Here is a 23,661-nt window from a genome sequence, read left to right as displayed (position 1 = left end):
CCGCGAAATTTTAAAAGTTCCCGGGTGCTTCATCTTTCTATTTTACAGCTCTGTTCTCAAATCCCACAATTCAGGGAAGAAACGGTGATCTAATACTTGTTTCAAATAATTAACTCCGGAAGAACCACCTGTCCCTGTTTTAAAGCCGATAATACGCTCGACAGTTTTCATATGGCGGAAGCGCCATTGCTGGAGCCAATCCTCAATATCGACGAGCTTTTCTGCCAGCTCGTACAAATCCCAATATTGATCCACATTACGGTACACTTCCTTCCAGGCAGCCGCAACCGTCGGATCTCCTCCGTACGTTTTGGAAAAGTCGCGATTCAACAATTCCGGATTGATCGGAAATCCTGCGCGAGCCAATGCTTGAATGGACACATCGTAAATGCTTGGAGCTTGATGGGCCTGCTGAAGCATTTCATGCACTTTTGGATCTTTCTCGTATATTGTTAAAATATGGGTTGATTTGTAGCCGAGGGCAAACTCGATCAATCTGTATTGGTACGATTGAAAACCCGAGGCCCGACCAAGGGAATCGCGAAACTCCAAGTATTCCGCGGGTGTAAGTGTCGATAAAACATCCCAAGCTTGAATAATTTGTGTTTGTGTTTTTGATACTCGTGACAGCATTTTGAAAGCGGCATGCAATTCCCCTTTTTCAATTGCCTGGATGGCTGCTGTCATTTCATGCAATATGAGCTTCATCCACAGCTCACTCACTTGGTGAATAATGATAAACAACATTTCATCATGGTGATCGGACAGCCTTTTCTGACTCGATAAAATTTTCTCTAGCCCCAAATACTCCCCATATGTCATGTCTTTTTTAAAATCCGTATAAATACCCTTTTCACTTTCAAGTTTTTGATGAAGTTCCGAAATGGATTTTGCCATGTTGTCTCCCCCTTTTAACATTCACAAAGTTAGTGAAATCGCCTCCACTTTAGATGAAATGGAACGGGCAGTGCCGACCGCGTCCCGTTCCAACATACACTATGCGACTACGTCTCTTTTATTTTCAAACTGCTTGTATTGTTCTTCGGCCATAATCTTCTTCAATGCTTGAACCGTTCTCCATACTTCTTCATACGTGTTGTAGAGGGCAACCGGAGCCAAGCGTATTCCTTTCGGCGTCCGGAAATCCGGAATAATGCCATTTTCTTTTAACGCCTTGCAAATTCTCGCCGCTTCATCATGTTCAAGATAAATATGTCCGCCTCTTTTATCCTCGTCACGCGGATTGGCTATGACAAATTCGAAATCCTTTAATTCTGCGTCAATTAACTTCATCATATATTCTGTCATGTCCAGCGATTTTTTGCGAATTTTTTCGATGCCCACTTCGTTGAACATCGTTAAAGAACCGTATAATGGCGCCGCGCTCAGAAGGTGCGGCGTTCCCATTTGAAATGCTCCCGCATCAGGCGCTGGTGTCAGTGTATGTTCCATATCAAATTGCTTTTCTTTATGCGATCCAAACCAGCCCGCAAGTCCGGGGTTCGCTCCAAAATGCGCTTCATTGACATACAGGCCAGCCACCGCGCCGGGACCGCCATTTAAATGTTTGTATGAACACCAAAAGGCAAAATCGACACCCCACTCACTTAATTGATGGGGAATAGCGCCGATTGAATGGCACAAGTCAAAGGCAATCAAAATCCCCCGTTTATGCGCTTCTTTCGTCAAGCGTTCCATATCCAAGATTTGCCCGCTGCGATAGAGTACTCCGGCAAGGACAATCAATGCCACGTCGTCCGTCATTGCATTGATAATATCCTCTTCGCAAAGCGTCTGGCCGTCAGCGCTTTTTACTTGAATCAAATGCTCTTCCGGATCAAGACCATGTATACCCAGTTGGCTTTTCAATGCGTAAATGTCTGTCGGAAAATTCAACTCATCGGCAAGAATTTTTGTTCTATTTCCTTTAGGTTTGAAAAAAGTTGAGACGATTTGGTGCAAGTTCACGGTCGTCGATCCGGTGACAATGACTTCTTCGGGCTTGGCGCCAATAAGAGGAGCAGTCATCTCGCCCAGTTTCTCGGAAAAATAAAACCACGGATGTTCTCCCTTCGTCCAGCCATCTATACCATATGTCTTCCAGGAATCCAGCATCCGCCAAAGAGAGTCTTCTGCCCGCTTCGACAGCAGACCGAGCGAATTTCCATCCATATAAATGATTCCGGGTTGAATATAAAATTCTTCCCGATACTGCTTCAGTTCGTCCTCTTCATCCAGCTGACGTGCATATTCTTGTGTTAAATAAGCGTTTTCATTCATATAAAATTCTCCTTCATAACCGATAGTTGACTATAATCATAATATAACCCAGACGATGACATCAAGTCAATGACATAATGTCAATGAAATATTTGCCTGTTACATACATACAAGCTAATATATACATAGACATCTTTCATTCTGAGAGGACGAACAAAATGGAAGGAACAGAACAATTAACGAAACGGCAAATGAAAGCCCTTCAAACGAGAGAAAATCTGCTGAAGGCCGGCCGCGCCGTTTTTCTCGAAAATGGATTTCAAAAAGCAACAATGACCCAAATTAATAAAATGGCCCATACAGGATACGGCACCGCGTATGTGTATTTCCGGAACAAAGATGAATTGTTTGTGGAGTTAATGGAAACGATCATGCAAAAGATGTATGAGGTGGCGGATCTTCCGTTCCGACCTAAAACAAAAGAAGAAGCCTTTTCCCAGATACAAAAACAAACACAGCTATTTTTAAAAGCCGCATTGGAAGAAAAAGCGATCATGCAAATTGTAAAGGAAGCCATCGGCGCTTCAGAAATTGTCAGTGAAAAATGGAATAACATTCGCACCCGCTTTATTAACGGCATTACCACCGATATCGACTTCGTTCAAAAAACAGGTCTTGCGCGTCCGGACTTGGATGCATCCCTTATCGCCAAAGGTTGGTTTTACATGAACGAACAGCTCATGTGGGATCTCGTGTTGGAAGAAGTAGACGAGGACTTTGAAAAAGTGGCGGTAAACCTTGTGAAACTGTACACTGGAGGGCTTTATCAGTAAGCCGGTATCACTTAAGAAAATTCGTTCGATCACTCTTCTAATGTTTTTTTGAGACAACTAAAAAACCTTGGGATAACGTCCCGGATGGAAGAGGAGATATTTATGATCAATCGAACAAAGTGTTTCAACGATAAAAGCTGTCATTGAAAAGAAATCTTCCTTACTCACTATATGATATGTCATAAACGTTCAATAAACGGGCGCTTTAATGGCATAAAAGAAGCGCATATATGATGTATGACGGGGAAGCAACCTGCTACATACGAAGAGTTTAAAAAAATTGAGACATACATCCAGTACTACAATACTAACCCACCGAACAGAAATTGGCTGGCATGAGTCCGGCTCTGTACCGTCTTCATTCCAGCCAACAGACTGCTTCATATAAAGCTTTAACGTGTAGAGATCGCCTCACTTTTCCATTTAGGTGGGCGCGTTTTTCTTTACATTCCCGGATGTCCTTCCATGAAAATAATTTTCTCTTCCTTAAAAGGAAACAATTTCATTTCCCTTGCTTTTTCACCGTGGTTAATCATAATCTCATGGAAAATTTCTTCGTCAGACTTTCCGTCTGTATTCACTCCCAGCTTTTCAGCGGCCCGGTGAATCATCGTATGTCTCACTTCTTTGGCCAGTTCGCGAAGATCCTTTCCTTCCGTGGAGATTCCCAACTCTTCTGCATGCTTCAGAACTTGTGCTTCCCAAACTTCTTTCCTTAACTCCTTTAACGACTTTCCTTCTGTTGAAATGCCGAGTTCATGTGCTTGCTCACTGAGCCTCGCCTTTTTGACCTCTTTCTTTAATGTGTTCAAATCCTTGCCTTCTGTTTGAATGCCATATTGCTTCGCGATATTTTTCATCCAAACCATCTGGATTTCCTTTTCTAATTGTTCCGTTGTTTTCCCTTCAGTGCTGATACCAAATTCCTCTGCTTGCTTTTGCAAATACTTTTCTTTTATTTCCTTATGTAAGGTTTCCGTATCTTTCCCTTCCGTGTCGATGCCCAACATCTCGGCGTATTTTTTCGTTAACTCCGGATCACTTTTATTTACTTGCTCCGCCGTAAAATTGCGCTTCCCCAATTCCTTGCCTAATTCAACATCGCCCGCCATCGCTGTTCCGGCGAAACCAACTACCAAAGTTAACAGCAACAGCATTCCGGCACACATCTTTTTCATGAAACATTCCTCCTTGACAAAAAATACTCATACATAGCATTCCCTGTCATTCACAGATCATGTGCATATTGGTAGTTCTCACGGAAAATCGGAGAAGGAGCATTTACCAATAACCGAGGTTAGTCAATCTTTTGAGAGTATGTATCGATAATCGGAGTGGCGTTCAATCTTTTGGCGAGTATTTTCCAACAAACCGAGTGGAGTTCAATCTTTTAGATCGTGTTGTACCGATAACTGGAGTGGCCTTCGATCATCCGAAGTGTATTAGCCGATAAACCAAGTGGCCTTCAACCTTTTGGCGAGTATTTTCCAACAAACGGAGTGGAGTTCAATCCTTGAGAACATGTACCTACAACCAGAGTGGCCTTCAATCCTTGAAGTATTTGCCGATAACCGGAGTTTCGTTTGATCATTTGGGAAGTATTGCTTCGTGTTCCAAGTACTTGGACTATATTTCAAGTTTCTTTCGGACAAAAAATTCCCGAACGCAAGCCATATGGCTCGCATTCGGGACTGGTCTAATCCGTACCTTTTTTCTGCTTCTCCTTCTGCTCTAACAGGAAAACCTGGCCGGTCAATAATTTATAAATATATGAAGAGGTAAGCTGGTAGCCATTTTCGATTTTTTCTGCCAAGTGGCCCGCCCTTTCAAATATAATGGAGCGAAGATTTGTAACTTGCCGTAACACTTTTTCCGTTAACGCCTCCTGATTATCGAGCCTGTCAAGGAGTTCTTGGTGCCTTTCTTCTTGCTTGGATATCTGAATCCCCATGTCCTTTTGGAACTCATGGTGCTCGCGCAAATCGGCCAGAAAATCTTCGATTGTCGCTTCCTGCTTTTCCAGACGGTTTTCAATATCTTGTTGCGTTTGCTTAAGATTGTGCAATTTTTCCAGGATGTCCTGTTTTAATTGGCTGTCCTCATTCAGCAATATCTGAAGATGCTCGTTCTGGCTCTCAATATTCTCCAGCCAGTTCTTTACATAATCCTCGAATTCCTTGCGTTTTCCGTTGATTTTACGCTGTTCATTAAATTTATAGTATATCTTTCGCCAACGCTGTTGCTGGGCATGTTCTTGCTGTTCTATTTTATGATTTAAGCCCTTTAAGGACTGATCAATCTTGGACTGTACTCGCTTTTGCTCTTCAATGAGATCGGACCAATAATCATATTTGGCAATCGATTGGTTCTGCCCGTCGATTTCCTCTTCCGTTTTAAAAATATAAGGATGTTCCTCATCATTGAAGTATATTGCCATCTTTCCACCCCCTTGCGGCCCCATATATTAGTCTATGCAATATGGCTGACAAGGGAGACATTGGAACAGTACACGGTTTGCGGGCATTTATTTTTAAAAAATAACGCATTTACGTTCATTATGTTCATATCTATATACAAAGACAAGCTCTTATTTGGGGGGATGTACTTTGACAATCGTCCGATATCTCGTCGGCTATGTGTTTATGACTTCCGGAATCATGAAATTTGTCAATCCTGAATTGGGTGAAACATTTATTAGCTTGAATTTGCCTTTTCCGCTGCAATTCATGACTGCTATAGCCGTTATTGAAATCATTTGCGGCTTACTTATCATCTTAAAAAAATGGGTGCAACAGGCCACGTTCCCATTAATTGGCATTATGATCGGCGCGATTATTTTAACAAAATTTCCCGTGTTGAATGATAGTTTTATGCAGTTTGCTTTTAATGCAAGACTAGATATCGTTATGCTTGTACTGTTAGCTTATTTGTACTTTGAGTAAATGTTTATTCGACTGTTACTTTTACGCCTTCTTCTCCGTATTTATGATAAGCGGCATGATAAGTCGGGCCAACGCCCCGCTTGAATTGAATCGAATGGCGGATGGCCGCAGTGATAAATTTCTTTGCTTCCTCCACCGCTTCGGGAACTGCTTTGCCTTTTGCCAATTCTGCCGCAATGGCCGCAGAATAACTGCAACCCGCCCCATTCGTATGAATCGTGTCAATTCGCGGAGCATCCAGTACATAAAACTTTTCCCCATCATATAACACATCGGTGGCAGGTCCTTCTAAGCGCCCTCCCTTGACAAGAACATATTTCGGACCCAGGTCGGCCAAGGCTTTCGCGGATTCTTTCAAATCTTCGACCGTTTTCAGCTCGTCTGTCTCAAGCAACCGAGCAGCTTCCGGCATATTGGGTGTGATAACCGTAGCGAGCGGCAGTAGTTTCTCTTTCAGCGCGATGATCGCTTCGTCTTTCAATAAAGGCGAGCCCATCTTCCCAATCATGACGGGATCTACCACAACACTAGACACACCGGACTCTTCAATCCAGCTTGCCACGCTGCCAATATTTTCTTCCGTAAACAGCATTCCCACTTTAATGGCATCCGCTCCAATGTCCCGAAGGGCAGTGTAAACTTGTGCTTCTATCGCATCCACCGGCAGAGGAAAAATCCCCTGGTCTGTCCTTGGGTGATTAGCCACAATGGCCGTAATGGCGCTCATTCCAAATACATCCAGTTCCTGAAATGTTTTCAAATCCGCTTGGATCCCCGCTCCTCCTCTCGCGGCAGAACCCGCAATGGATAATGCTCTATGTATACTCATCTTACCAATTCCTTTCATTTGCTTTTTTCAGATTCCCGAATAAAAAACCTGTATGGCGTATAACTACCCTGGCAACACTTTGCAGCCAGCTTTTGCCATAACCTAGAATAATACAAGAAAATTGTCCGATATCATTGTACCAAGAATCGCTTGATATTTCTTTTACTTACGTTTAAAAAATGCCTGTCCGATCCTTTCCGAGTTGAAAACTTGGTTTTACAACCGCCATTGCCCGCCAAATGTAAACTGAGTGTTAAAATTTTTACATTGGGTAAATACCACTTGAAAAGTCCCCCGACTTCATGTCTCTATATGCTTGTATGGATCCACTTTTTTCAAAAAAACAGCCGAATACGACACAGGCGATCTACTTTACAATAACTTTACGACTAACTTAATGAAACCTAATAAGTGATTGATATTCCTCCGCTATTGTTATAGATGAGGATTTTTGTGGAAATGGAGGGTGATCATGAAGGTCGATTTACATATCCATAGTACGTATTCAGATGGTCAGTGGACGCCTTTCAAACTAGTAGAAGAAGCCAGTTTCCGCGGCGTCTCCATCATGGCGATTACAGATCATGATGAAATGGCAGGTTCAAAAGAAATTCGGGAAAGCGCTGCCAAGAAAGGGATAACTATCATTTCAGGAATCGAATTAAACACCGACGGCGAAGAAGGAGAACTTCATATTTTAGGCTATGGGTTTGATGTTGAGAATAAAAGATTATGCGAATATATTCATTGGCGGCAACAAGAGCGGGTTTTTTGGAGCAAAAAAATTGTCGCAAAGTTGCAGCAGCTCGGTTATTTGATCGACTGGGACGCTTGTTGGAAACGCGCAAATGAAAAAGTCATTGTCAGAACACATATTGCAGATGAACTTGTTGATCAAGGCTACTTTTCTGATCGAGAGCACGCTTTTCAAGCGTTGCTCATGAAAGGCGCGCCAGCCTTTGTTGATCGCGAAGGACTGTCGGCGACAGAAGCTATCGAGCTCATTCACCACGCCGGCGGAAAGGCATTTGTGGCCCATCCGGGAGAATATAGTTGGGAATGGTCCTTAAAAAAATTGGTAGACCGGGGACTGGACGGAATTGAAGTTTACTATTCCAGACATAAACAAATGACCACATTATATTGGAATCATATGGCTGATACATTTAACCTGTTAAAAAGTGTCGGAAGCAACTTTCACGGACCCACATCAAGAAGCCCTTACCCTATTGGATCGGTTCATTTTAACGAAAATGAGGTGTTGGCCTGGTTGAAAGAGCTTTCTATTGAGGAGGGAGTATATTGAAGTTATACGCCTCATCGACATTAATGTGGGGAAAAGGAATCCGCGAAATGGCACAACTGGCACATGAGTTTCATCTGGATGGAATCGAATTATGGGCAGAGCAGGCTTGGTTTTGCCATATGAATACACGGGAGATTGTCCAGGTGCTTAAACAATATGGATTGGATGTAACGGTCCATGCGGCTAGTTGGGATACAAATATTTGTTCATTAAATGAAAGGATACGAAGAAAATCGTTGGAGGAAATTTTTCGCTCCATTATTTTTGCGGATGCCATTCAAGCAAAGAATGTAACCGTCCATCCCGGAAAAAGGACGTTATCCGCCGAATGGACTTTGTGGCATGAAAAAATATTAAACCAGAGCCTCGATCAATTAGAAGAAATAGCAAATCATTATGGGATTACTTTATCAGTTGAATTAATGGAAGAAGTCGATAAAGAATTGATCACGACGGCCGCTGCCTTAAACAGATTTATCACTCATCGATCCGAAGCGATTCAGACGACATTCCATATAACGCATATCTCGCTCGATAACGTATTGAATGATTTGCAACGTGTGAATAAAATGTATTTGCGTGACTCAACCTTGGAACAACCTCATGCTCCTCTTGGAGACGGTAAAATAAAACAAAAACAATTCCTGGAACGAATCATGAACAAAGACTATATAACGGTTTTGGATGGATTTGACACGAGTGAAAATGCTTGGATGCTCCAGAAACACTTATCTTATTTGGAGACATGCCGCCAAGCAATGGAGGAGATCAAGTTGAAGTTTTTAGTAACAAACGATGACGGCAGTTTTGCGCCGGGTCTGGAAGCTCTCGTAGAAGTTCTTCTGCATTTTGGGGAAGTTCATGTTGTCTGTCCGGATCAAGAAAGCAGTGCTGTAAGCCATTCCACATTGGATCCCAGGTTTATATTATTGATCGCATTCATCCTGCCGTATTCAATGTGCTTGCCCTTTCCCAAAGCCTTCCCGCCGCATTTTGGGCATTCTGTTGCTGACGTTTTTTCGTTCATCCATGTTTCTCTCCTCTGATCGCATTTCATGGCAAATGCCTTAAAAGGTAATTATTTCCTTATTTCCTCAGTATAACAAAAAAGGCTTCTCTATCATTTTTGAAGCACCCCATCTTTTTCAAATGGGGTTACCTAGCTGGGAAAGCTATTACTTTCCGTCCATATCCTTATAAGATTATAGATGTTTGTAAGATCCAACTCATTTGACAAATTGGGAAATCAGTCTGTCGCAAAAACAAAAATGCTGGTTATTTCTCGGGAAATATGACAGGGAGGGTGACATGTCTCGTCCATTCATTTAACATAAGAAGAGGAGGGATTCTAACGAAAGGAAGGAGGATACAGATGATACAATTTCATCCTGTTTGGGCAAGCAAATTAACTCCAAAACAAAAAAATGAGCTCCTTCAGGCAGCGGAACAGCTTCCACCCTCATCTTCCCAATATAGCGCTGTTTTATTTAGGGGAAAGTATAAAAAAAACGGGGGACTTGTCGCCACTGTTTTTTTACGGAACGAAATGTCTCAAAGCTTGGATATTCAAAAAATCAAAGTTGAAATCTTGGAAAAGCATACAGTCATTGCAAAAGGAATCTTTTCACCCAATCTTCGTATAAACAGTGCATCTGTATATCCGTGGTCGTTTGTTTTTTCACCAGAATTGGTATGTCAATCCCATTCGGATCCTCAAAATTGGCATGTTCATATTGATATGTAAATAAAAGAGTGGCAGGCCCACTCTTTTCACTTTCCTCTTTCGCAAAGCACTTCACGGGCAGTAAGAATCCCCAAAACAACCGCCAGTAAAAACTCGATTGACTTAGATCAACAGGACAAAAAATTCGGCAGTGACACATCGCCATCTTTTATGGTTTTTCGCAATGTCTCGTGAAAGCGCAGCGACAGGACAAGAAAAGTTTTTCCGGCTTTGTCATCGTCCCTAAAAATGCGCGAGCTTTGAGGGCGATGTTGTTTAAGGTGGCCAGTAGGACACTTTCGACCTTTACCTTTTTCCGCTTCTTTTCAGTAGGGAAAACACCGTATCTTGTGACACCATCTTTATGATTGACATTTTTGTGGGCCTGATTGAAACTTCATCTTTCTTAATGATAAATACCAAGTTCTGTCTTTCAAAAAGCAAAGCTTTGGGAGCGAGACAGTCGTCGACTATATCTATGACTTTAAAAGGTGTGCAAACATTGATTGTAAACCCTGAATGATATAGTCGGGAAATATGTTCAATTTTTCAATATCTTCATGGCTGGCTACTCCTGTCAATACGAGACAAGTGCGAAAAGCATTTAATTTTCCCAGCATGATATCTGTTTCAAGGCGATCTCCTATAATTAAACAGCGTTCCCTTGAAACATTCAGTTGCGTAAGGATCATATCGCCATAAAAAGTAGAGGGCTTTCCGATTACTTTAAAAATATCATGCCCAGACGCCGTTTCAATTGCCCGGGCAATGGCCAATGTATCTGAAATAAATCCTCCTGGAACCGGACAAAATGGATCGGGATTCGTTACAATTAACTTCGCCCCGTTGCGTACCGCCGTCATGGCCGCGTTCAGCTTTTCATAATTAAAGGAGCGGTCGAGACCGACAATTACATGTGTTGCTTCTAAAGGAGCTTCAGTCAATTGTAATGAAAATTGCTTGAACTCTTCCTTGATTGCTTTCTCACCAACGACATAAACCGAGGATTCCGGGAAATATTTGGTAAAATACAATGCCGCAATATAAGATGCTGTAAACACTTCTTCAATAGACGAAGCCACCCCTAGCCGTTCCAACTTTTCCTGACATCCTTTGCGTGTTAAAGTGGGGGAGTTTGTAATAAACAGCACCTTCTTACCTTGTGCCCTAATAAAGTCAACACTGTCTTTTGCTCCTGGTAAAATTTCATCGCCCAAAAAAATCGTACCATCTAAATCAAAACAAAATGCATCATAATGATCTATATTTACCATTGGACTCTCCGCCTTTTTCAGTAGAAGTTCAAGCAACATCAATCTGTAAGCCGTTCCTCCGACTCTTGATCAAATAAGTGAATCGAATCCTCCTCAATTGCAAGAAAAATCGTATCCCCAGTCTTTATAGCTTCATTTGTTTGGGACTTAATGATAATGGAATGATCGGCAAACCGAGTGTGAACAAGCATTTCAGCCCCATTTACCTCTACTAAATCCACGATTGCTTTAAAAGGGGTTTTTTCATCATGTATGATAATATTTTCCGGCCTGACTCCCATCATGACCGGCTTGCGCCCATTTTTTTCAATAAGAGCCTTTTGGCTGGCCGAAAAAGGATAACGGATATCGCCAGAACCTATAAAGAAGCCATCTTCCCGAATGTCGCCTTTCAAGAAATTCATACCAGGCGAGCCAATAAAACTAGCGACAAATATATTTGCCGGCCGTTTATATACTTCTGCCGGGGAGCCGATTTGCTGAATCAATCCATCTTTCATGATGACAATTCTCGTTGCCATCGTCATGGCTTCTGTCTGGTCATGAGTGACATAAATCGTTGTAGTCCCAAGTTGACGGTGTAATTTACTAATTTCCGCCCTCATTTGCACCCGTAATTTCGCATCCAGGTTCGACAGTGGTTCATCCATAAGAAAAATTCCGGCATTCCGTACAATGGCCCGTCCCAATGCTACCCTTTGCCTTTGGCCGCCGGAAAGCTCTTTTGGTTTTCTTTTTAACAAATGGGTTAAGCCGAGAATCTCAGCTGCCTCATGGACCTTTTTTGCAATTTGATCCTTGGGCTCCTTTTGAATCTTCAAGCCAAACGCCATATTCTCAAACACTGTCATATGAGGATACAACGCGTAGTTTTGAAACACCATGGCAATGTCTCGGTCTTTGGGCGGCAAATCGTTTACCCTTTTCCCGGAAATGAATAAATCCCCTCCGGAAATATCTTCCAATCCGGCAATCATTCTTAATGTAGTTGATTTCCCGCACCCGGAAGGTCCGACAAGCACGATAAATTCTTTATCTTCAATTTCCAAATGAAAATCCTTGACGGAATATTCCCCGCTTTTGGGATATTTTTTGTATATATGATCTAGTTGAATGTTTGGCATCTTCTCATCCTCCAGCCATTAACGTTGAAGTAATGTCATAATTTGTTTCTTTGAACATTCTGTCCTTTTCATCGTATTTGTTTTCAGGATCAATTCAGAAGGTGCTTCCCTGAAATGAGAAAAGAGCGATTCCCTACCAATTTGCAAATGTTCATACTATGGCCATGGTAGTCATTGATATGCAAGCCGAATACACCATTCTCCAATACATAACAATGACCTGTTTCCAACATGATCCCGGCACGGCGGTTGCTATTTTTCAAACGATGAAAAACACTTCCTCCATAGTTGCTCCGATGACATTTTCCGATTGGAGCATTTTCAATGGCAAGTTTGGTTTCATCGGGTAAATCACCCAACATGTTCAGGGGAAAACGAGCCGCTGATTCTATCCCATCTTCTTGTGCCAGAATTGCTACCCGGATTTTCAGAACAACATCATCAACATTCCATATGTCCATAATAGGCAAACATTTTTTCCAAATGATCGGGTAAAGCAGGATTAAAGCGGCCGATCGGCAAACGGAGTATAAACGAAACTTCACCGCCATTGCCAAGCTATCCGCATTTTCCCCATTGCGCTCGGCTCACTTCCAATAAATAAACTTCGTCCGTACCGACTGCCTTCTACATGATTTCAATCGACTTCCAACTCTTGCCGATCAAAATAGCCCTCGCTTCATCAACATCATTGGATATGAAAATATTGTATAGGTTGAAATTGAACACCCATTCCCGTTACCCCGCTATTTAATTCCCGAATGCATAAAGCTGGAAATAAATTGCTTTTGAAAAATAAAGAAAGCCAGCAATAGAGGAAATGCAACAAATAACGTTGCCGCTCCAACAACCCCCCATTGAGCTCCGGAATCGGAGGCTTTGGCAAACATGGAAAGCCCCACGGTCAATGGGCGATTGGAATCTGAATCAGTAATGATCAAAGGCCACAAAAAATTGCTCCATTGTGAACAAATAGAAATTAAACCAAAGGCAACATAAGTTGGCTTCGCCAGCGGAACATACACATGCCAAATCGTTTGCAGCCGATTGCACCCTTCCATTTTGGCCGCTTCTTCCAGTTCATATGGTATGCCTTTAAACGTTTGCCTTAGTAAAAACACACCGAAAGCGGAAGTAAAATATGGCAACATAATCGCCCATTTCGTATCATAGATTCCCAACTGGGCGATTGTCCCCGAATTGGGGAAAATCAATAATTCTACCGGAATCATAATTTGGACGAGATAAAGAAGAAAAATCACACTTTTACCGATAAAGTTCATCCGTGCAAAAGCATAGGCTGCGAGCGTGATCGTAATGAGTTGCACCGCTAAAATGACGGTAACAATGATCAGCGTATTGATATAATATTGGGCAAAAGGAGCTGAATGCCAAGCTTCGACAAAGTGCTGAAGGGTAAAGGAATATCCTTCTGCCTTCGTGTCTTTAAAAGCCATATAAATGATTCCAAAAAGTGGAAGCGCCCAAAGAAAAGCTAAAACATGCGTTGAAATACTAATAAGCCGATTCAATGGAATACCACCTTAACTGTAATGAATTTTCCGATCTGTTCCAAAGAACTGAACGGCCGCAATGATCAACATCAATATTAAAACAACAACTGTGACAGTCGATGCCTTTCCGTAATCCATAAACCGAAATGTGCTTTCATAAATATAGTAAAGCAATAGATTACTGGCATTATTTGGTCCACCTTGAGTCATGACAACAAGTTGATCCACGGTTTTAAAGGCATTAGTCGTTGCAATCACAGAAGAAAATAAGGTTGTCGGCATAAGAAGGGGAAAGACAATCCTTCGAAATTGAGTCCACTTCGATGCGCCGTCAATATAAGATGCTTCCATTAATTCCTTGGGAATGTTTTGCAAGGCTGCCAAATAAAAAACCATAAAAAATCCGGCTTCCTTCCAGATGACCATCACCATAATGGCCATTAGCGCGGTTTCTGTATTTCCCAGCAAATTCAATTCCCCCGCACCGAATACTTTTAACAAACTGTTGATCATCCCATATTCCGGTGTATAAAAGAACAGCCATATAAACGCCGCGGTTACCATTGGGATGACAACGGGGTAAAAGAAAAAGGTTCTTGCCAATCCACTCCCCTTCATCGACCTGTTGACTAAAATGGCAAGCAGCAGTCCCAATAAAACACTTGTTGGTACGGTTCCAATCGCAAACCAAACATTATTGATAAACGCCTTCCGGAAAACCTCATCTTCCAGCATCACCTTAAAGTTATCCAAACCGATATAAACGGGCTCATTTGTTGATAAATCTGATTGAAAAAAGCTCAAATATACCGTTTTTATGATTGGATATAACGTAAATATGATGAGAAAGATGAAGGACGGAAGGAGAAAAATCCAAGCTGCAGTATTTTCTTTGACCAGTTTGCTTCTCCCCAATTCCTTCACCTCAAACAAAAAATGAATTACTTATATTGTTTTAATAAAGCATCGGCCTGTTCCTGGGCTTGATCCAATGTTTTGTCCACATCTTCACCATTAATCGCCGCTTGGATGGCATCCGACAGGATTTTAATAATTTTTCCTTGCTCATACACTGATATTTCTTTATGCGCATTTTCCAACTGTTTCATCGCCGTCAAAGCTTGCGGGAAAGAATCCGTATAAGCTTTTAATTCAGGAGTTTCGTAGCTTGATTGACGCGTTGCAATATATCCCGTATCGATGCTCCATTGAGCCGCGCGTTTAGGGTCGGCAATCCATTTAATAAACTCCATGGATGCTTTTTGTCTGTCCTCTGAAATATCTTTAAAAATGTAGAAGTTTCCGCCTCCTGTTGGGGTAGCCATTCGCTCTTTTGCCGGCAAAAAGGCAACACCAAACTCAAAATCAGCATTGTTCTTAACATTGGTTAAATTACCGGTTGTCGAAAGCATCATTGCTGTCTTGCCTTCAATAAAATCAGTCGGAACCGTATTCCAATCGAGAACACCTTTCGGCATCACTTTATGCTTCTTGGAAAGGTCAATCCAATATTGAAGCGCCTCTTTGGCTTCATCAGAATTGAAATAGACTTCTTTTCCATCATCGCTCATCAAGTTTTCTTCTCCGTTTTGGAGAGCAAGCGCCTGATAAATCCAATATCCGCTTATTGTCGCAGGCAGCTCAATACCCCACTTTCCATCTTTTGTCAGCTTTTTCCCATAGTCAACGACCTCATCCCATGTAGTTGGAGGAGCTTCCGGATCCAATCCGGCTTCTTTAAACATATCTTTGTTATAGTAGAGCAAAACTGTACTCCGTTGAAATGGGACAGACCACGTTTTTCCTTCCGCTTGTGAATTGAGCATAAAACCCGGGAAGAAATCATCCATCATTTTTTTTGCTTCCGGATCTTCAGCGATCAAATCATCCAACGGCATGATGGAATCCTTAATTTGAAAAAGATCCACCGATAATAGAACAGCCATGTCTGGGGATTTGCCATTTTTAACGGCCGTTTGCACTTTGGTCATGGATTCATCATAGTTGCCGCTATAAACAGGCTTCACGGTTACCTTTTTTCCATTTACTTCAATTCCCTCTTTATTGAATTCCTCTGCATAACCATCGATTACCTTTGTAATTTCACCACCGACATTGACGGGATAATACCAGGTTAAATCAATCGTATCTCCGGAAGATTCTTTGGAAGCGGCTGATTCTTGATCTCCCGAATCCTTTTTGGAAGAATTGCTGTTACATGCACTCAATATACTAAAAACAAAGAACAATAATGCCAACATGAAAAGACGTATCTTCACTGTATGAAACCTCTCTTTTCTATTAAATTTGTTATGATACCAAACCGCATTATCTTCAATTCCATTCCCGTAAGCCGTTTTATGATTGCCCCCTTTCAAAGCATAAAAGAACCGCAAATAGACTGTTTTTCATCAACAGTTATTTGCGGCCTCTCTTATCGCGCCTTTTCTTCTATGTACTTTTCAATACTGATGATAGCCAATCTTTGTTAATGACATATAAATAAAATGTAAACATTTAATAAAGATCATTCAAATCCATTTTCCACAATTCAGTATTGGATGTTGATACGGCGGCAGCTCCATGTTCCAAAGCCTCCTTCGCATGATAAGGAGTTGTCAACAATCCACCGGTGATCACCGGAACATGTGATGCTTTTGATAAATCCGCCAAAAAATCGATGATCCGACTCGGCATCACTTCAATCATGTCGGCCTGAAGATGATCCAAGCCGGCAAGCAATTGATCATATACCTCCGTATCAATGAGAAAAACCCTTTGAATGACATACATTCCTTTCGATTTTGCTTTTTTGATAATACCGGATTTCGTCGTTACAATGGCAAATGGCTTCACATACTCTTGAATAAAATCAATACCATAATGGTCTACCTGCAAACCGCCAATTTTCTCCACATGTAAAATCACCGGCAACCCCGCTTTTTGGAGCACATCCACATATTGTTTGACCGTCAATATATTCCCTGTCATCAGGATAACCGCCGATATATGCTCCTTGTACTTGATGGCTTGTTCAATAGACTTGGGCTGCTTGACCGCGGCAATCAACTTGTGCTTTTTTAACCTCTCTTCAAAAATTTTCTTCATCCTCTTCACCACTTTACATGATGTATAAGACTATTGTACCTATCTTGTCTGACCACTTGCAATGCCGCAATCCTGTAAGCCAGAACTATTTTGCTGAAAAAAACCATCCCACCCCCATAAAAATTTACAAGAAGTGGTTGAAAGCGACCTTGCGTCATCTCGTATAATTTGCCTGACATGTTCATTTTGACTTGGTGAAAGGGGCCATCTAAAAACGAAATGGCTGGCGATGAACATCCATGTTGCCTCCTGCGGTACCGGGAACAATTAATATAAACTTCAGGATGTAATCCCACAAAAGGAAGATATGTTTTCCAACGGCCAAGTGGTTGAAAGTTGCCATGAAAGGAGTAGAAGCGGGAGCTCATTTTACTAAATTGTGTCTCAGGAAATCGTACTGCCCAATTATCAGCCCCTACGATTTATTTTTACATTTTTAGGAGGGATATTTTTTGCGTTTACTTCAAATGCTCGTTCAAAGAAAAATACTCATCATATTAGCAACCTTTTTTACCATCGTGTTAGGTATTTTTACATTTTTTAATTTAGACAAAGAATTGACTCCAACAGTTGGACTTGATAGCGCCACGATTCATGTCGAGGCCAGTAACTTACATATAGATGATGTAGAAAGAAAGATTACCAATCCTCTTGAACAAACTCTCCAAGAAATGGAAGGAATAAAAGAAATTTCATCTACTACTTCAATTGGACGCAGTTCTATCAAGATATTATTTGAAAGTGGAAAAGGGGATGAAATATTTAAGGATGTCGAATCTAAAGCGAATGTCGTCTTAAGCGATATTCCGAACCTCGATTACTATCAAGTGTTGCAGGACGGGAAAAATCCATCCTTTGAATTTATTGTAGATGTTTCAGGCGGAAATCCCGATCAGATGTCTGCTTTTGCCAAGGATATTTTGAAACCTCGTTTGGAAAAACTTTCTGAAGTACGCGAAGTAAAGTTGGATGGTTTCACCGAACAGCAAGTAGATATTCATTTTGATCAAGACAAAATGAACGAAAAACATATAACGATACAGCAAGCAGTCGAAGTGATTCAACAATTGAACAACGAAGCAATTGTAGGAGAACTAACAGATGGACATGAAAGCCTTTCTTTGCGTTGGGACACTGCTTTGAAAAATATGGAAGACTTGAAAACACTGCAAATCCCGACGGAAAATGGATTGGTTGAGTTAAAGGATATTTCTGCTATTTCAATCAATCCAGTCACAAATTCCTCCAACACATGGAAAAATGGCTCAAAAGATATGATAATGGTTCAAATTGCCCGTAAAGCGAGCGCGAGTCAAGCAGATATGGCGGAAGCTGTCAGGAATGAATTACGAAAGATTGATGAAGAAGGTTTGGTGAAAGGCTTTACCGTCAATGAAGTAATCGCCCATGCGGACTTTGTCAATGACTCGATGAATGATGTGACAACTAATATGTGGATTGGCGGAATGATTGCGATCGTTGTATTGTATCTTTTTTTGCGCAATATCAGAGCTGCCTTTATTATTGGCTTATCGATTCCCACGTCCATATTGCTCACTTTCATAGCCATAGGCTTACTCGATTATAGTATGAACATGCTGACACTCATTGGATTAGGGCTCGGTATTGGGATGATGGTAGATTCCTCGATTGTGATTCTGGAAGCTATTTATAAGAAAAAAGAACAAGGGTTAAACAATTTACAGGCAGTGCTTGAAGGAACAAAGGAAGTGGCTTCAGCCATTATCGCATCTGTCCTTACAACCATCGTAGTCTTTCTTCCAATTGGCCTGATTGGGGGAGATTCCGGAAAATTTATGATGATTTTGTCAGTTGTGACCGCCATCACATTAATAAGCTCTGTAATCATTGCTTTTACATTAATCCCAACACTTGCCAATGAATTCATAAGATTAAAGAAACAAAAAAGCAATCATCAAAAAACGTTTTTTATGTCCATATATAAAAATACGGTAGCATGGTGTATTCAGAAAAAAAGTCGCAGTTTCATCGTCATCATCGCGTTTTTTATCGTATTTTCTTTATTACTTTTTCTCATTCCCAAAATAACAATGAAAATCATGCCGGATATGTTTAATCGGTATACTGAAATGGTGATTGATTTAGAAAATGGGGTTTCTCAACAAGAGAAAGAGATGATCGCAGAAAAAGTACATGAAACCGTAAGTTCTACAGAAGATGTAAAGGCCAATTATGTACTTGACCTTGACGATAGACTAATAGTGAATATTGTGATGACAACGGGCAGTAAAATAACAACAGAACAAGAGAAGGTTACAGAAAATATTTTAAAAAAGTTGCGGGTCTTGGAAGAAACGCAACCCATTCGGGGCGTTGAAAGAGCCTTGGATGGCATCAGCGGATACCCGGTGCAAATCCATATAAGTGGTGATGAGTATGCTGAATTACGAAAAGGCGCAAACGCTTTACAAAAAGAATTAAAGTCTATTAAGGGGATTACAGATGTCACAAGCTCACTAGACAACTTTTCCGAGACACCAACCATTCAATTAAAAGAAGAAAATATAAAAGCGGCAGGCCTATCAACGTTACATATCAAACAAACGATTGAAGCGTTTTTGTTGCAAGAACCTATCGGTACAGTTGAATGGGGTGGCGACGAATTACAAGTATATGCTCATCAAGGTAATGAGAAGTTGACAAAAGAGGCGTTGCTGGAATTGTCCGTTCCAACGGCCAATGGTGAAAAAAAGCTTTCATCTTTTGTAGCCTTTGAAAAAGAATATAGGCCCGATCAAATCTTTCATAAAAACGGAGAAAGATATATTTCGATCATGGCTGACGCAGACAAGGAAGATCTCGGCACAATCAACAATGACATTCAAAAAGTTTTGAAAGGCTTTGACAGTTCACAAGACTTTACCGTTACATTAGCCGGCGACTTGGAAGAACAAAACCAACTAATGAATGAGTTCCTATTCGCCTTTGGTATTGCTCTGTTTTTAGTGTATGTGGTGATGGCCGTGCAATTTAATCATCTCGGGCAACCACTCATTGTCATGAGCATCATACCGATTACGATTGTTGGGGCTATCCTTGGATTATTCATCACCCAAGCGGAATTACACTTTATGTCAGGCATGGGTTTCATCATACTGATTGGAATTGTCTTAAACAATGCGATTTTAATCATTGATCGCACGAACCAACTGCGAAAAAAAGGACTGCCAGTGATCGAGTCCTTGTTACAAGCCGGCGAAAATCGTATACGCCCCATTTTTATGACAACGTTAACGACAGTAGGTGGGATGCTTCCTTTAGCATTGGCAACTGGAATGTCTGCCGATTACCAAGCCCCGCTTTCAATCGTCATCATTTCAGGTATGTTATTTTCAACGTTCATAACTTTGTTATTGATTCCTTGTGTTTACAGGTTATTTAGTAAAAGTTAAGAATGATAGGCTTGAAGAGTCTGGACACAACTAAATCAGCTGAACAATACATTGTCCCAGTGTATCATACGCAAGCTTTTAGCGTAATCAACATATGTAGACTCCTGCGGGAATAGCTCGAGCTGAAGATCCCGCAGGAAAGCGGCCTTTGCTTTCCGAGGAAGCTGAAGAGACCTGCGGAATGCGAAATATTTGACGAGCGATGACCGGGATCTGGATCATAAGTTAAAAGCTGATTGATATTCGTAAAAATCGTGAGAATAAAACCACGTGAAATCAAGGTTTTAAACTAGATTTCACGCGGTTTATTCTTTTTTACAGGGCTCTGTCCCGGCCCCTTTGCTATTTCGTATTTACTTATGTCCCAGCCCCTATTGAATCGGAAGTGTGTCAAAAAAGAGTGCGCTGCGAACAACTAAATCTATGGCAAAGGCTCTGACAAGAGACTCTTTCAAAATTACTGCTAAAATCAGTCCTGTTTCGTGTCCTTTATATGGGGTTTTTTTCTCTTCCGTCTTTTTACAAAATAATAAACTCCCACACCGATCAATGTGACTAAAGTCAAAATCGGCAGGTTTCCGACAAAAAATACGACAATCCCCGAAGCGGCCGCAAGTAAAAAGTTCAAGCTGACAGCAAGCTGCTGTTTTGTTTTTTCCCACGTATTCAACTTGTTTCCGTCCACTCCTGGAACAACCACTTTGTTTTCCTTCATAAAAATGTCAACTGTAGAATAGGCGGTTTGGTTTTCCAAGTATTTCATTTTGCCAACAATGACCTCAATCTCTTCCTGGACCTTCGCCAAATCACTTGAGATTTTCAATAAATCCTCAGTCTTTTGAGCAGTTTTCATAAAATCAAGCAACCGTTGTTCTACCGCCCGCTTTGATTTTAAGCGGGATTCCAAATCCACATATTCCTCCGTTACATCCTGTCCCGTGACACTTCTTTCCATCACTTCGACAGCCGCTTTCTCTGTATCATTTAGGAACTGTTGAAAGTGTTTTTCAGGGATGCGAATGGTTAAATACCCGCTCATCAGTTCATTTTCTTCTCTGTAAATATTCGATTCTACGATATATCCCCCGTATTCCTTCACCTTTTTCTCGATGTCTTTCCGGGCCGTCTCCAAATTTTTCACTTTTACTTCCAGATTGCCCCGGTGTACGATCATTCGGTCGCCTGTAACATCTATGTTCTCTTCTCCTGCTGGTTCATCCTCCGTAGATTTCTCCGCATCATCTCGCACCGCAAATTCTTTAGAATCGGATAACTCGTTCGTTTTGGCCATTTCTCCACTGCTGTCCGCGGAATCATCAGACTTGCAAGCCGCCAAGACAAACACCGTGATTATACAAAGAAGCCATATATAAAACCTTTTTTTCGTCATCAAAATCCTCCTTCCTTTACATATTAGACGATTCATCACGCATTACATTACACATAAATGACCCGGCAACTTTCTTTCAATGTGCCATAACCGTTCCCTAATACGATCGAAAAATGGAAAACGAGAAAATATTCCACTATCAGCTGTAAAAAATGTTTGACAGGTAGTTCATCTTATTTTACAATGATGGGTGTAAAATAAGTTTTACACTATTTCAAATGTAAAGGTGCTGTCCGATGCAAAATAGAATAAAAGAATACCGGGAAAAGAAAGGTTTTTCCCAAGGAAAATTAGCGGATTTGTGCCACGTCAGCAGGCAAACGATCAATGCGATTGAGAATAACAAATATGATCCTAGTTTGCAACTAGCCTTTAACATTGCGAAAACGTTAGGCATCAAAGTGGATGATTTATTCTTACATGAGGGAGAGATCGAAAAATGAGCACGAAAAAAATCGGCGCACTCATCATCGGGACTGCCACACTCATTGTCATTGCTTTCACAATCTATAAAATAAGTACTGGAAAAGCGATTGGATTCAATGAAATTATAACAATCTCGATATTGTTAATGATGTTTTTCTCCGCGATCACTTGGGGAAATAAAGAAGAAAAGGACGGTATATTACAAGAAGAAGAACTTGGCCAAAGAATTACAGAGAAAAGCTCAAAAATAAGTTATTTTATTTTATTATTCATCATATTGGCGGCTGTCACCGCTGATCATTTAGTAAACGGAACGAATAACATATTCTTGTTGGCAGTGCTAGGTTTCGCGATGATTATACTCCCTCTCGTTGAATTTCTCGTTGCCAAACAATATCAGTGATCTTAAAACGAGAGCTGGTTTTGCCAACTCTTTCAGCTTGTAAAGAAAGTGGACATTTTTTCTCTACAAGCTTTTTTACGCGGCCACTTCTCTTGCAGAAAGAGAATCGTAAAAGTTTGATAGGAAATTGGCTTACTTCTCTTGTCACGACCTTAGCACCGGACTACACACTCATTCCAATTTCCACGGCGTAGGTGTTCCATTCTGCTCTTTTGGCTATTTGTTGAAGATATAGGCCGATACAAAACCGATGGCGAATATCCATTTTGACCAATCGAAGAGTTGTATGACATGCATGCTGGATCATTCCCACGGGTTAGAAAAACCGGAAATGCTTGATTTTCGTTATCATTCTAGCCCATACTTTGCTCAGTTTTCCCCTGTTGTCGGGAAGAAGTGAAATGCTCGACATTGAAGCGATCTGCTCTGCCACTTGCTCAATAGACAGATGATCGGTTTGCAGATGTTGCTGAAACTTTTCATTGGACAGTCCATCGATACAACGCTCGACTTGCCGTGCCGCCCAAGATTGTCTGCCCTCTCCCCTGCTGCGCAATCTTTGCATCAATGTCTCTTTGGAAACACACAGCGTAAAGTGATTGACCTGTACGCCATCCCTTCTTAATTTGCCAATGATGTCATCAAAATAATGAGGATGGACGACCGTCATCGGCACAAGGATGACCCCATTATATTTACGATCAATGTAAGACAACATCGAGTAGTTACATTCACGCCACATCGGGTAGTTTTGAAAATCTGCTTCCAAGGTTTCTGGCGGAATATTTTTCTTATGTAAAATCCTGCGTTCTCCGGATCGAATACATACGAGCCTGGGATTCTTCTATGCAGCTCATAAGCCGTCTGTGTTTTACCAGCTCCGAAAGCTCCGTTAATCCAAATGATCATAAGAGCACCTCCCGTTGCATCTTCATCAATCCGTTTACCTATTCTTATGCTCGATGATAACATGATACAAATCACTTGGTAAGCCAAAAGATGAGGGCCCATAAGACGTAATAACGACAAACCCGAAAATAGCGCTTTAGGATCTGTCGTTATTTCAAAATCATTGGAGGTGCAGGTTTTTACCAAGTTTCTCGCTGGTCAGGGGTACTCTGCTTTGCCCCGGTGT

At 41.2% G+C, this 23,661-nt stretch carries 21 protein-coding genes and 1 pseudogene; 8 read left to right on the top strand and 14 right to left on the bottom strand.

From position 1 onward, the window contains the following. Window positions 1-42: 42 nt before the first annotated feature. Both kynA and kynU read right to left on the bottom strand, forming a co-directional pair. Window positions 43-897, bottom strand: coding sequence for a tryptophan 2,3-dioxygenase (gene kynA / locus MHB50_RS01800; RefSeq protein WP_077113769.1), 855 nt, complete (start codon window positions 895-897; stop codon window positions 43-45). Between the two features lie 99 nt (window positions 898-996). Then, window positions 997-2,280 carry a kynureninase gene (kynU, locus tag MHB50_RS01795; protein ID WP_340084767.1) on the bottom strand — a complete coding sequence of 428 codons (1,284 nt, stop codon included), beginning with the start codon at window positions 2,278-2,280 and terminating at the stop codon, window positions 997-999. A 158-nt stretch (window positions 2,281-2,438) separates the two neighbouring features. On the opposite strand from kynU, the gene MHB50_RS01790 reads away from it, so the two are divergent. Further along, window positions 2,439-3,053 (top strand): TetR/AcrR family transcriptional regulator, encoded by a 615-nt coding sequence (locus MHB50_RS01790; protein WP_340084766.1) that lies wholly within the window; start codon window positions 2,439-2,441, stop codon window positions 3,051-3,053. Between the two features lie 443 nt (window positions 3,054-3,496). On the opposite strand, the gene MHB50_RS01785 is transcribed toward MHB50_RS01790, so the two are convergent. Continuing rightward, entirely contained in the window at window positions 3,497-4,231 is a 735-nt protein-coding gene (locus tag MHB50_RS01785) for a hypothetical protein (RefSeq protein WP_339161461.1), read from the bottom strand. Window positions 4,232-4,749: 518 nt separating this feature from the next. Continuing rightward, window positions 4,750-5,490, bottom strand: coding sequence for a hypothetical protein (locus tag MHB50_RS01780; RefSeq protein WP_339161459.1), 741 nt, complete (start codon window positions 5,488-5,490; stop codon window positions 4,750-4,752). Between the two features lie 169 nt (window positions 5,491-5,659). Here MHB50_RS01780 and MHB50_RS01775 point away from each other — a divergent pair, with 169 nt between their 5' ends. After that, the gene (locus MHB50_RS01775) at window positions 5,660-5,995 is read left to right on the top strand and encodes a DoxX family protein (RefSeq protein WP_339161456.1); all 336 of its coding nucleotides are present in this window, start codon (window positions 5,660-5,662) and stop codon (window positions 5,993-5,995) included. Window positions 5,996-5,999: 4 nt separating this feature from the next. Here MHB50_RS01775 and thiD read toward each other — a convergent pair whose 3' ends face one another. Beyond that, the gene (gene thiD / locus MHB50_RS01770) at window positions 6,000-6,824 is read right to left on the bottom strand and encodes a bifunctional hydroxymethylpyrimidine kinase/phosphomethylpyrimidine kinase (RefSeq protein WP_077113762.1); all 825 of its coding nucleotides are present in this window, start codon (window positions 6,822-6,824) and stop codon (window positions 6,000-6,002) included. Between the two features lie 472 nt (window positions 6,825-7,296). Here thiD and MHB50_RS01765 point away from each other — a divergent pair, with 472 nt between their 5' ends. The 3 genes from MHB50_RS01765 (at window position 7,297) to MHB50_RS01755 (ending at window position 9,874) form a co-directional block, all read left to right on the top strand. Further along, window positions 7,297-8,130: a PHP domain-containing protein gene (locus MHB50_RS01765; protein WP_340084765.1), complete on the top strand. Its 834-nt coding sequence runs from the start codon at window positions 7,297-7,299 to the stop codon at window positions 8,128-8,130. Next, a complete protein-coding gene (locus MHB50_RS01760) occupies window positions 8,127-9,176 on the top strand; it encodes a TIM barrel protein (RefSeq protein WP_340084764.1) in 1,050 nt (349 codons plus the stop codon). The genes MHB50_RS01765 and MHB50_RS01760 overlap by 4 nt, the downstream gene beginning before the upstream one ends. 326 nt (window positions 9,177-9,502) lie before the next feature. Beyond that, window positions 9,503-9,874 (top strand): SLAP domain-containing protein, encoded by a 372-nt coding sequence (locus tag MHB50_RS01755; RefSeq protein WP_077113759.1) that lies wholly within the window; start codon window positions 9,503-9,505, stop codon window positions 9,872-9,874. Between the two features lie 455 nt (window positions 9,875-10,329). Here the strand turns inward: MHB50_RS01755 and MHB50_RS01750 are convergent, their stop codons facing one another. From MHB50_RS01750 to MHB50_RS01720, 7 genes are all read right to left on the bottom strand, one after another. Beyond that, the gene (locus tag MHB50_RS01750) at window positions 10,330-11,127 is read right to left on the bottom strand and encodes an HAD-IIA family hydrolase (protein WP_077113797.1); all 798 of its coding nucleotides are present in this window, start codon (window positions 11,125-11,127) and stop codon (window positions 10,330-10,332) included. 38 nt (window positions 11,128-11,165) lie between these two features. Further along, window positions 11,166-12,251 carry a sn-glycerol-3-phosphate ABC transporter ATP-binding protein UgpC gene (gene ugpC, locus MHB50_RS01745; protein ID WP_205178843.1) on the bottom strand — a complete coding sequence of 362 codons (1,086 nt, stop codon included), beginning with the start codon at window positions 12,249-12,251 and terminating at the stop codon, window positions 11,166-11,168. An 89-nt stretch (window positions 12,252-12,340) separates the two neighbouring features. Continuing rightward, on the bottom strand, window positions 12,341-12,802 hold the full coding sequence (locus tag MHB50_RS01740) for a hypothetical protein (protein ID WP_139345716.1): 462 nt from the start codon (window positions 12,800-12,802) through the stop codon (window positions 12,341-12,343). Between the two features lie 195 nt (window positions 12,803-12,997). Beyond that, entirely contained in the window at window positions 12,998-13,783 is a 786-nt protein-coding gene (locus MHB50_RS01735) for a carbohydrate ABC transporter permease (RefSeq protein ID WP_077113756.1), read from the bottom strand. Between the two features lie 12 nt (window positions 13,784-13,795). Next, complete coding sequence (locus MHB50_RS01730) at window positions 13,796-14,689, bottom strand: sugar ABC transporter permease (RefSeq protein ID WP_077113796.1); 894 nt, start codon at window positions 14,687-14,689, stop codon at window positions 13,796-13,798. A gap of 17 nt (window positions 14,690-14,706) precedes the next feature. Continuing rightward, window positions 14,707-16,044: an ABC transporter substrate-binding protein gene (locus tag MHB50_RS01725; protein ID WP_253191938.1), complete on the bottom strand. Its 1,338-nt coding sequence runs from the start codon at window positions 16,042-16,044 to the stop codon at window positions 14,707-14,709. Between the two features lie 238 nt (window positions 16,045-16,282). Then, complete coding sequence (locus MHB50_RS01720) at window positions 16,283-16,873, bottom strand: glycerol-3-phosphate responsive antiterminator (protein ID WP_077113755.1); 591 nt, start codon at window positions 16,871-16,873, stop codon at window positions 16,283-16,285. Window positions 16,874-17,325: 452 nt separating this feature from the next. Between MHB50_RS01720 and MHB50_RS01715 the strand changes: the two genes are divergently transcribed. Beyond that, the gene (locus MHB50_RS01715) at window positions 17,326-20,307 is read left to right on the top strand and encodes an efflux RND transporter permease subunit (RefSeq protein WP_340084763.1); all 2,982 of its coding nucleotides are present in this window, start codon (window positions 17,326-17,328) and stop codon (window positions 20,305-20,307) included. 469 nt (window positions 20,308-20,776) lie between these two features. Here MHB50_RS01715 and MHB50_RS01710 read toward each other — a convergent pair whose 3' ends face one another. Then, a complete protein-coding gene (locus MHB50_RS01710; protein WP_205178839.1) occupies window positions 20,777-21,697 on the bottom strand; it encodes a DUF4349 domain-containing protein in 921 nt (306 codons plus the stop codon). 236 nt (window positions 21,698-21,933) lie between these two features. Here MHB50_RS01710 and MHB50_RS01705 point away from each other — a divergent pair, with 236 nt between their 5' ends. Then, window positions 21,934-22,140, top strand: coding sequence for a helix-turn-helix transcriptional regulator (locus tag MHB50_RS01705; RefSeq protein WP_077113752.1), 207 nt, complete (start codon window positions 21,934-21,936; stop codon window positions 22,138-22,140). Further along, window positions 22,137-22,526, top strand: a complete 390-nt coding sequence (locus tag MHB50_RS01700) for a hypothetical protein (RefSeq protein WP_077113751.1) — start codon at window positions 22,137-22,139, stop codon at window positions 22,524-22,526. The genes MHB50_RS01705 and MHB50_RS01700 overlap by 4 nt, the downstream gene beginning before the upstream one ends. A 316-nt stretch (window positions 22,527-22,842) precedes the next feature. Here MHB50_RS01700 and MHB50_RS01695 read toward each other — a convergent pair. Continuing rightward, window positions 22,843-23,435: pseudogene (locus MHB50_RS01695) on the bottom strand (AAA family ATPase). Between the last annotated feature and the right edge of the window lie 226 nt (window positions 23,436-23,661).

It is taken from the genome of Siminovitchia sp. FSL H7-0308, from assembly GCF_037980985.1.
GTDB classification, from domain to species: domain Bacteria; phylum Bacillota; class Bacilli; order Bacillales; family Bacillaceae_C; genus Siminovitchia; species Siminovitchia thermophila.
The sequence above is the reverse complement of the archived record's forward strand: the minus strand, read 5'-3'. Positions and strand labels throughout refer to the sequence as shown.